Raw genomic sequence first — 7,887 nt, forward strand, 5'->3', positions numbered from 1 at the left:
TCGGCTTCTTTCGCACACGGACCAGTCAACACGACGTGCTCTAAGGCACGGAATAGCGGTCGGTCTCTTGCGCCCCATGTCTTAATTCACGCTCTCATGGCGTAGCAGCGTTTCCATCGAGTCAACAGAGCAGCCGATTCAGGGACGTTATGACCGCTGATGGAACGGTGTTGCGGTTGCATGAGTTCCTCTCTGATGAGTTCTAAGCCCGTCACGAGGAGCAGGCTGGAGCACGGCTCCACCTGCTCCACAACGCCACTGACCAGACAATTGAACGGATCGACGTAACTGACGAGAAAACGCATGACAGCACACTGTTCAAGACAGGATCGTGGCTGCAAGGACGGCTAGTTCTGTTCGATCGCGCGTACTTCAAGTACCGCCGCTTCGCGCTGATCGACGAGAACGACGGCTACTTCGTGAGCCGGCTGAAACAGAACGCGAATCCGGTGATAACGAGGGAATTGCGGGAATGGCGCGGGCGCGCCATTCCCTTAGAGGGGGAGCAGATCCACGATGTGGTCGGTGACCTCCCGCGGAAGTACATCGACGTAGAGGTCAAAGCAGAGTTCAAGCGCGGGCAGTACGAGGGAACGCGGTCGCTGGATGCGAAGCGGTTCCGCGTCGTCGGCGTCCGCGACGAGGACGCCGACGACTACCATCTCTACATCACGAATCTGCCGCGAGAGGAGTTTCTCCCTGCTGGTCTAGCAACGTTGTGTCGGTGTCTGTGGGAGGTAGAAACACTGTTCCGTGAGCTGAAGACGCAGTACGAACTGGGCGAATTCGACACAAGCAACACGGCTGTCGTGGAGATTCTGCTGTACGCAGCGTTGCTGTCACTGCTGGTGAGCCGTGAACTGTTGGATCTGGTCACCGAGCAGGCCGACGATGAGATCGTGTTTCCGCCGGAACACTGGGCGGCGACCTTCTGGTCGCACGCCCAGTTCATCCTCCACGAACTCGGTGAGTACCTCGGCTACTCGCCACCGCCGCTGTTGGAGCGGCTGATCGAAGATGCACAGAAGATCCACCAGCAACGACCGATCTTACAAGAGACGCTCGCTACCGCGGCGCAACCGAGGTGTGTGGCCTAACTAAAGACCAATGACAGCACTGCTATCAGAGGATAGGTTCTGCCCCGCGCTCCATGTTTCCCCGATAGCCGGTTGACGAAGCGAATGTGTTGGGTGCAGGACCTGTCGCCGGGAACGGCAATATTGGGTGGTGCGAGGCACGCCGGGGTCTTCCGGCTGCCCACCATTCTGCGGTGCACAGTTTGAGAACCCTGTCGCCGTCAGGCGATGCTGGTCGGTGTGATTGTCTCGAGAACAATATTGTAGCAAACCGACAGACACCGCGAGGATATCGCAGCCGTTTTTATCACCACCCGTGTCAGCGGCAGGTGGGCTCTGGCCTCTGTCAACTCGCGTTGGATGTGTCCATCCCTCAGGTTGTGGCAGGGTCGGAGCTCGTTGCCGATCTCGGATGGTGGCTTCCACCCCACTTCTCACACCCCCAAGATACCCACCATTCTGTTGCTGTAGACAGGAAAGTCGTCGCACCCGCTGGTGGCTATCTGCGTGACGGTCACGGTCCAGCGCCGCGTTGGAACCTGACTGTCCGAAGAGTCGGGGGCCAGAAGTGTGTCGCTGTGTCGCAGGGCTGAAATAGAATTATTACTGGGTAGTTCATACGAGAGAAACGAGTTCTGATTGCCGCCACAGGCTGGGCCACATCGCGGCGTCACTCTGGCCGAGCCGTGTGCGGGGCAAAGAACCCGCTTGTGCCTCCGACATTCGGGTGGCACAGCAGGTGCCCAGTGCCACCTGGCCTCCGTTTCCCGGCAGTCGGGTAAAAACTGCGTGGTATTTTTCTTGGCTTGTATGCCCGGAACGAACGTCATTGTCGCCCCTCCCCAGCAACGGATCGGGGGTAGATCACACGGCCGTGTCTCCGATATTACCACCCATCCTATCGGTTGGTTCAGTTCTAGAGCCCGCTTTTTGCGACGCTGCTGGATGTGTTCTGCTCCAAAAGTAAGCATTAAATTATATTTATCATTGCCACTTACGCAAGAAGTGCCAGCACAAAGTTGTCCACTTTGTCCTGGATACTTGTCAGAGGCACGAGAGCTGGTCCGTCGTCGCGGGCGGCGGACTACCTTCCAACTCGGACTTTGAGGGAGTCCCTGCGAGTAACTGTTTTGTGTGAGATGTGCGTATATTCCAGTAGGGTACCAGTCGGTCATCACCTGCCCAGTGATTGTGTGCCTCTGACAGCATCGGCCGACTGGGTCCCCGTCTTTGCCCGCTGAGCGACGGCGCTGCGTGAGTTGTTGGGCATTACTGCGCACCTCCAGTGACGGGTCGAGGCAGTTCACACAGGCCGGCGAGTGTTTCGGCCTGGCGGTAGAGCGTGTCTTGGCCGGCGTCGGTTAGCGTATAGGCGTTGGTGCGAGCGTCGAGTTCGTCGCGGTTGACGAGGCCCTTATCGGTGAACTGGTCAAGATTCTGGTAGAGCCGGCTGTGGTTGATGGGGTCGGCGTAGCGCTCGTTGAGGTAGCCCTTGAGCGCGAGGACATACGGATCATCGTCGACGGCGGCGATAGCTTCTAGGAGATTGCGCTGGAAGCCCGTCAGGTCGTGGTAGGTCGTCATCGGTCGCCTCCCAACTCGTCGGCGTCGGCCCGCCGCAGCGTCGCTGGTTCGGGCTGGTAACAGTCACCTTGCACCAAGAGATCCAGCAGGGCCGTCAGCGCCCGATCGGCTCCGTACTCCCGGGCGAGCGTGTCCAGTACGTCCCCAGCGGGTGCACCGTGGCCTCTTGATCAGTTCCTATTAGAAGGTAGCATCCAACGGGAGAAGCTATGTCGACTTATCGACTTGTGCCCAGATGAGATACTCCAGATTAAAGTAGCGGATGGTATTTTGACCTCCTCACCCGCCTGAAGTCGGGGTGAATCCCGACCGCACCGCAAGCGTTGGGATATTAGGGTTCGCGCGTCACTCGGCGGGTGCTCGCGGTTGGAATCCGCGAGTCCGGCTGAATTGAATGACGCAAGGCTGGGCCAAACAGCCGTTACCGCTACCCCCCAGTGGAGGGGTCACGGGTAGCGTTTTCTGTCTGATGTTATCGGCTCCATTCACGTCGCCGTGTGCGACAATGCCACAGCAGTCACACTTCCACAGTCCACGTTCAACACGGCTGTCTTCATCTTCGTGTCCACAGACACTACACGACGATGACGTGCCACGTTCGTCGGGCATTTCCACCTCGATGCCACGTTCACGAGCTTTGTAGTCGATGAGGTTCATCAATCGCTTATACGCCCAGTTGTCGAGGCGTTTGTTGCCGTGTCTGCCCCAGTCGTCTTCATCGACACCACTTGGGTCGCCCACAAGAATAGTGCCAACGTCGTGGTCAACACACCGCTCAACAATGTCCTTCGACAGGGCGTGAAGGAAGTGGTCTTTACGCCGCGACAGCTTTTCACGCGCCCACTGTGCTTTCTGACTGGGGCCGTGCGGGCCTTCTGTCTGGTACTCTTCTTGCTGGAAGTAGTGCTTGTCTTCGCGCAACGTGTCGCCCGGATACAGCAGGGCGTCGTCAGGGAACGCGACAGCGGCGGGATTGCAGATGCCAAGGTCAACGCCTGCCGTCTTCTCATCGGGTGACTCTGCGGTAATTTCCGTCTCACAGACGACGTGCAACTCCCATCGACGCTTCGCACTGTTGTAGACAGCACGAACCTGCTGGATGTTCTCCAAGTTAACTGCTGGTGGTGTCTGGTACTCGCAAAGGATGAAATCACGTCCGTCTTTGTGGTTTTTCCCTTTGCTCAGGCGGATTCTGTCGTGTTTTGTGTCGTGGCGAATGCCTTTTTTCTTCCACGTTACCGTTGAGCGGGGATGTTCTTCGTGGACTCTGTTGCCGTCGCTGTCGTAGTAGTTGGTTTTGCGGTAGCCCGGTGGGTTGTCCCGGTCGTCGTCGGAACCAAACCACGAACTGAACGCTTCGGAAAGCTCTTCAAGAACTTTCTGGCTGGACTGGCTGTGCAGTCCCTTGTATTTTGGATGGGTTTTCAGCTCGCGTTTGAGTTCCTTTTCGTCGGGTATTTCGCGGGTTTCGTCCCACTGTTGTCGGGCGTAGTAGAGTGCAACGTTCCAGAGTTTGCTGGCCGACCAGCCGTGTCTGTCCAGCACACCAGCCACTTGTGAATGGTTGGTGATGCGACAGACATAGGTGCGGGGCACTGTCCAGTTGAGCGAGTTTGCGAAGCGGGGTGGTCTTAGTGAGTGTTGGCAATGAAACTCGCTGACTTGTCCAGAGCGTTAGACGAGGACAGTCAAGTTGTTTAACAGAACGAGCCCACCCCGACACAGGTCTGTCGATTTGGGATGGGTCTCCATTCGGCGTAGACTGTCCTCATGGCGCGGTTTTGACTTGGGTTAATACGTTGTCTGAAGCCCAAAACGACCACCGACTGCGGATCCGCCGCGGGGTCCGTTCGGAGCGGCGTTCTTACATGGGCTCACTCAGAAACACGATATCGCCGAGTCAGTGTTTCTCGTCAATGCTGGTAGCCATCTGACTGTGCTCTCACATCAGGATTTGAACGGTCCGCTTGATTACAGTTTCCGGAACCACATATAAATTGGTTCTTTACTGTGACCATGCGAATCGACCGCTTCTACCCTTTCTGGCGGGGTAGTCAATTAAGTGCGAAGCAGTGGCTATGATGACTCAATTGAGAGTACCAGAGGCAAACTCTAGACCGCTTTGCGACACAATCAAAAAATGGAGCGTTAAAGACTGGAACGAGTCCAGTTAGTTATCGCGGCGAACAGCGAGGAGTGCAGCAGCAACGAGCGCGATGAGCGCGATGGCTGCCGTGAAGCCAGGACCACTTGCTTCGGTCGTGGCCTCTTCAGTCTCCGTGTCCGGCTCCGGCGTCTCCGTGTCCGGCTCCGGCGTCTCCGTGTCCGGCTCCGGCGTCTCCGTGTCCGGCTCCGGCGTCTCCGTGTCCGGCTCCGGCGTCTCCGTGTCCGGCTGCTCTTCCTCTAGCGAGCCTGCCTCAACGACAGTGACACTGGTCCGATCAGTGTTGTCACCGTCGTCAACTTCGATAGTGTAGTTACCAGGCTCAACGTCGACATCGGATAGGTCAACACTGACGGAGTACTGCCCGTCAGTACCCCAGTTATCTGTACTGTCGACAGTAATTGACTCATCCTCGTTGTTGAGGAGTTCGACAGTAATTGTGTTGTCGTCTGGTTCACGGTTGGTAGTGCCCTGAACTTCGATTGTGCCGTTAGCTTCGACAGGGCTGGTAGCTGACTCTACAGTGGTCAGTCCGTCAGTCAGCCGGAACTGCTCATTCACGATGAGGTCATCGCTAGCAGTATCATCAACCGTGTTCTGTATGATGCGATCTCGCACCTGCTCACCGGTTCCTTGGTAGTCCTCAATATCGCTTGCGAATGTCGAAGCATCGACGTTAGCATCTTCACCGAAAGTGCCGTCGCGCCCCGACGAAATGATGTGAGCCGTAACGGTCCCCTCACTGAGGTCATTCCCAGCAGGAGTGTCAAGATTGAGGTCCTCCTCGCTGAAGGTATCATCATCATCTACCGAAACCGACCGTGCACTGACATCGCCGCGAGAGTCAACGAAGGCAACAACAACGTTGTCCTTGCCCGGCGCTTGGCCATCAACGTCAATCTGGCCATCTTCACTCGCAATCTGACCGTTATATGTGGTGAACGTTCCGTTCAGTGCTGTGTCAGTCACGCGAAGAGACGTGGCCGAGCTGACACCACTGTTGAATTCCGAGGTGGTGAGGGTGTCATCCGGTACCGCATTGTCATTATCAATAGCGGCATCCTGTGCGTCAATGACACCAACTCGGTAGCTCCCCGGAAGACTCAGAATGCTGTTACCGAGAGTGTCACCGTCAAGCTGAACATCCTCTTCACTGAACGTGTCGTCACCGTCAACACTGATTACCTTGCTGTTATCGATCGTAACGAGTTCGTAGTCGTTGTTGTTACGAGCGTAGATTGCGACGTTATCCACACCTTCGTTTGCAGTCCCGTTCACATCGACTTGTGACCCGGTGACATACGTTCCGGACGGATTGTCGATCGAGATTTCTCCTTCAACAACCTCAACGGTCTGATCGTCGTCGGTTTGGAGACCAGTAGGGTCGCTTACGAGATTATTATTGTCGTCAAGGTATTTGTCCTCGGCAATACTGTTCGCTGGGTAAAGCTCGACATCAATGGAGCTGTCATCAAGATACTGTGTTTCAATGGAGCCAACGCCGCTGCCTCCATCAATCTCGACGACTGCGTACGCGTTCCCGTTATTGAGTCCACGATCTTGGACATCACCGACAGACCGGAAGATCTTCTCAGCCTGAGAGTCAGTAATGTCGTCTTGGAACTCAGAACTCTCGATGACAACTGCGTGGAAGTTTCCTTCCGGGCTCTCATCGACGGTGAAGCGCAGGTTGGACCCCTGCACGACTTCATCCTCATCGAGATTGAGCGACGCCTTCTGGTCGCTCGAAACGTTAACCGTTACAGTCTCTGAGGCATCGCCAAAGTCCAGATCTTCAACACCTTCAACCGTGATGGTGTACTGGCCCTCGTCAACATTGCTCGGGTTAAGGACGAATCCAACGTCGAAGTCGCCATTGTCACCGCGTTCATCATTCAGAGGATTAAGCGTGTCCCGGGCATCATCACCGCCGAGTTCGTCGGCGTTGTCCTTGAGAATCTCGTCGGTTACATCTAGTCCGTCTTCGTCTTCAACGGTGATCTCAACGTCTTCAGCCTCCTCATAGTTATAGTCCACACGGACGAATGCCGTATCAGCGGTCACAAGCGTAGAGCCTGTCACGTCACCGCCGTTCGTGTTCTGCACTTCAACGTCGGAGATGCTGGGAGACTCCACAATTACGCCCTCGCCACCATCGGCACCAACGGTGTACCTACCAGTCTCTTGGGTCTGGCTAATGGGCTGTCCCAGTGTAATGCCCGCATTATCTCCGGCAGCCTTTGTGAGGCTACTGACGTCAGTCGTGGATCCATCGCTGGCAATAAACTGGTCAAGGTCATCTTCCCCTTGGAAGACTGTCTGACCGGGACCAACGTCGCCTGAACTGTCCGGGATATCCTCATTATCTGTTGGGCCTGTGCTATACGCGGTTGCATCGGCCGTACCGCGATTACTCGCAGCAGCAGCTCCTGAAAACGCTACGGCGGCCGCAAATACGGACATCACCATAAGCGCAGACAGGAACACTGCGTTAATTTTTTGTTTTGTATTTGTCATAGTTTGTCTGTTGCAATCGCCACCAGCAGTTTTCATTTGCGCTTGACCGGTGACACAACAGTCACGTGCACACCAAGCCTTTCGCCTGGCTTACTCACTACTGACAGCATGGTAGGGGTACGGGCTAGACAAACGCGAGTGTTTATAAATACTTTGTGTTCTGTGAAGAGAGAATATAGTATTCAATTCCAAAATAGAACTGTCAGAGCCAATTATCTTGATTCAGCGAGAGAATCTCCCCTTCCGATGAGTGACGAGTGTTCCAACGCTTGGTCGGATCCGAGGGGCAAACAGGACGGGGTGACTCGATGGAAACGCTGCTACTCCGTGATAGCGTGAAACAAGATATGGGGGTAAGAGACCGAACGCGATTCGGTGCCTCAGAGCACGTGGGAGTGACTGGTCCGTATCCGAAAAAAGTGCCGCGTTGAATAGCGATCTAATCGGCGGTTATCACGGGTTAGAAGGACGAAGCCGAGGAAATCAATTCTGGCTATGGAAGTCGATCTCCTCGACTTCGTTGAGCAGTGTCGGCAGCTAGTCAAA

3 protein-coding genes and 3 pseudogenes are annotated in these 7,887 nt (G+C 55.6%); 2 read left to right on the forward strand and 4 right to left on the reverse strand.

The window, feature by feature from the left end; all coding sequences use genetic code 11:
• Positions 1–134: 134 nt before the first annotated feature.
• Positions 135–1,097, forward strand: a pseudogene (locus tag G9463_RS22670) (IS4 family transposase); the annotation flags it as partial.
• Between the two features lie 1,248 nt (positions 1,098–2,345).
• On the opposite strand, the gene G9463_RS22675 reads toward G9463_RS22670, so the two are convergent.
• The 3 genes and pseudogenes from G9463_RS22675 to G9463_RS22680 form a co-directional block, all read right to left on the reverse strand.
• Positions 2,346–2,660, reverse strand: a complete 315-nt coding sequence (locus G9463_RS22675) for a helix-turn-helix transcriptional regulator (protein WP_007188626.1) — start codon at positions 2,658–2,660, stop codon at positions 2,346–2,348.
• A pseudogene (locus G9463_RS24640) lies at positions 2,657–2,821 on the reverse strand (transcriptional regulator); the annotation flags it as partial. The pseudogene G9463_RS24640 and the gene G9463_RS22675, both read right to left, overlap by 4 nt.
• A gap of 184 nt (positions 2,822–3,005) precedes the next feature.
• Positions 3,006–4,256 carry an RNA-guided endonuclease TnpB family protein gene (locus G9463_RS22680; RefSeq protein ID WP_049938479.1) on the reverse strand — a complete coding sequence of 417 codons (1,251 nt, stop codon included), beginning with the start codon at positions 4,254–4,256 and terminating at the stop codon, positions 3,006–3,008.
• A gap of 51 nt (positions 4,257–4,307) precedes the next feature.
• Here G9463_RS22680 and G9463_RS24195 point away from each other — a divergent pair.
• A pseudogene (locus G9463_RS24195) lies at positions 4,308–4,739 on the forward strand (IS6 family transposase); the annotation flags it as partial.
• Positions 4,740–4,830: 91 nt separating this feature from the next.
• Here G9463_RS24195 and csg read toward each other — a convergent pair.
• Positions 4,831–7,377 (reverse strand): HVO_2072 family ArtA-dependent S-layer glycoprotein, encoded by a 2,547-nt coding sequence (csg, locus tag G9463_RS22685; RefSeq protein WP_370457996.1) that lies wholly within the window; start codon positions 7,375–7,377, stop codon positions 4,831–4,833.
• Between the last annotated feature and the right edge of the window lie 510 nt (positions 7,378–7,887).

The organism is Haloarcula sp. JP-Z28 (assembly GCF_011440255.1).
Classification (GTDB): Archaea; Halobacteriota; Halobacteria; order Halobacteriales; family Haloarculaceae; genus Haloarcula; species Haloarcula marismortui.

Excerpts from the sequence above, each read along its gene's own strand:
- G9463_RS22675 (WP_007188626.1), bottom strand. The coding sequence starts at position 2,660 with ATGACGACCTACCACGACCTGACGGGCTTCCAGCGCAATCTCCTAGAA.
- csg (WP_370457996.1), bottom strand. The coding sequence starts at position 7,377 with ATGAAAACTGCTGGTGGCGATTGCAACAGACAAACTATGACAAATACA.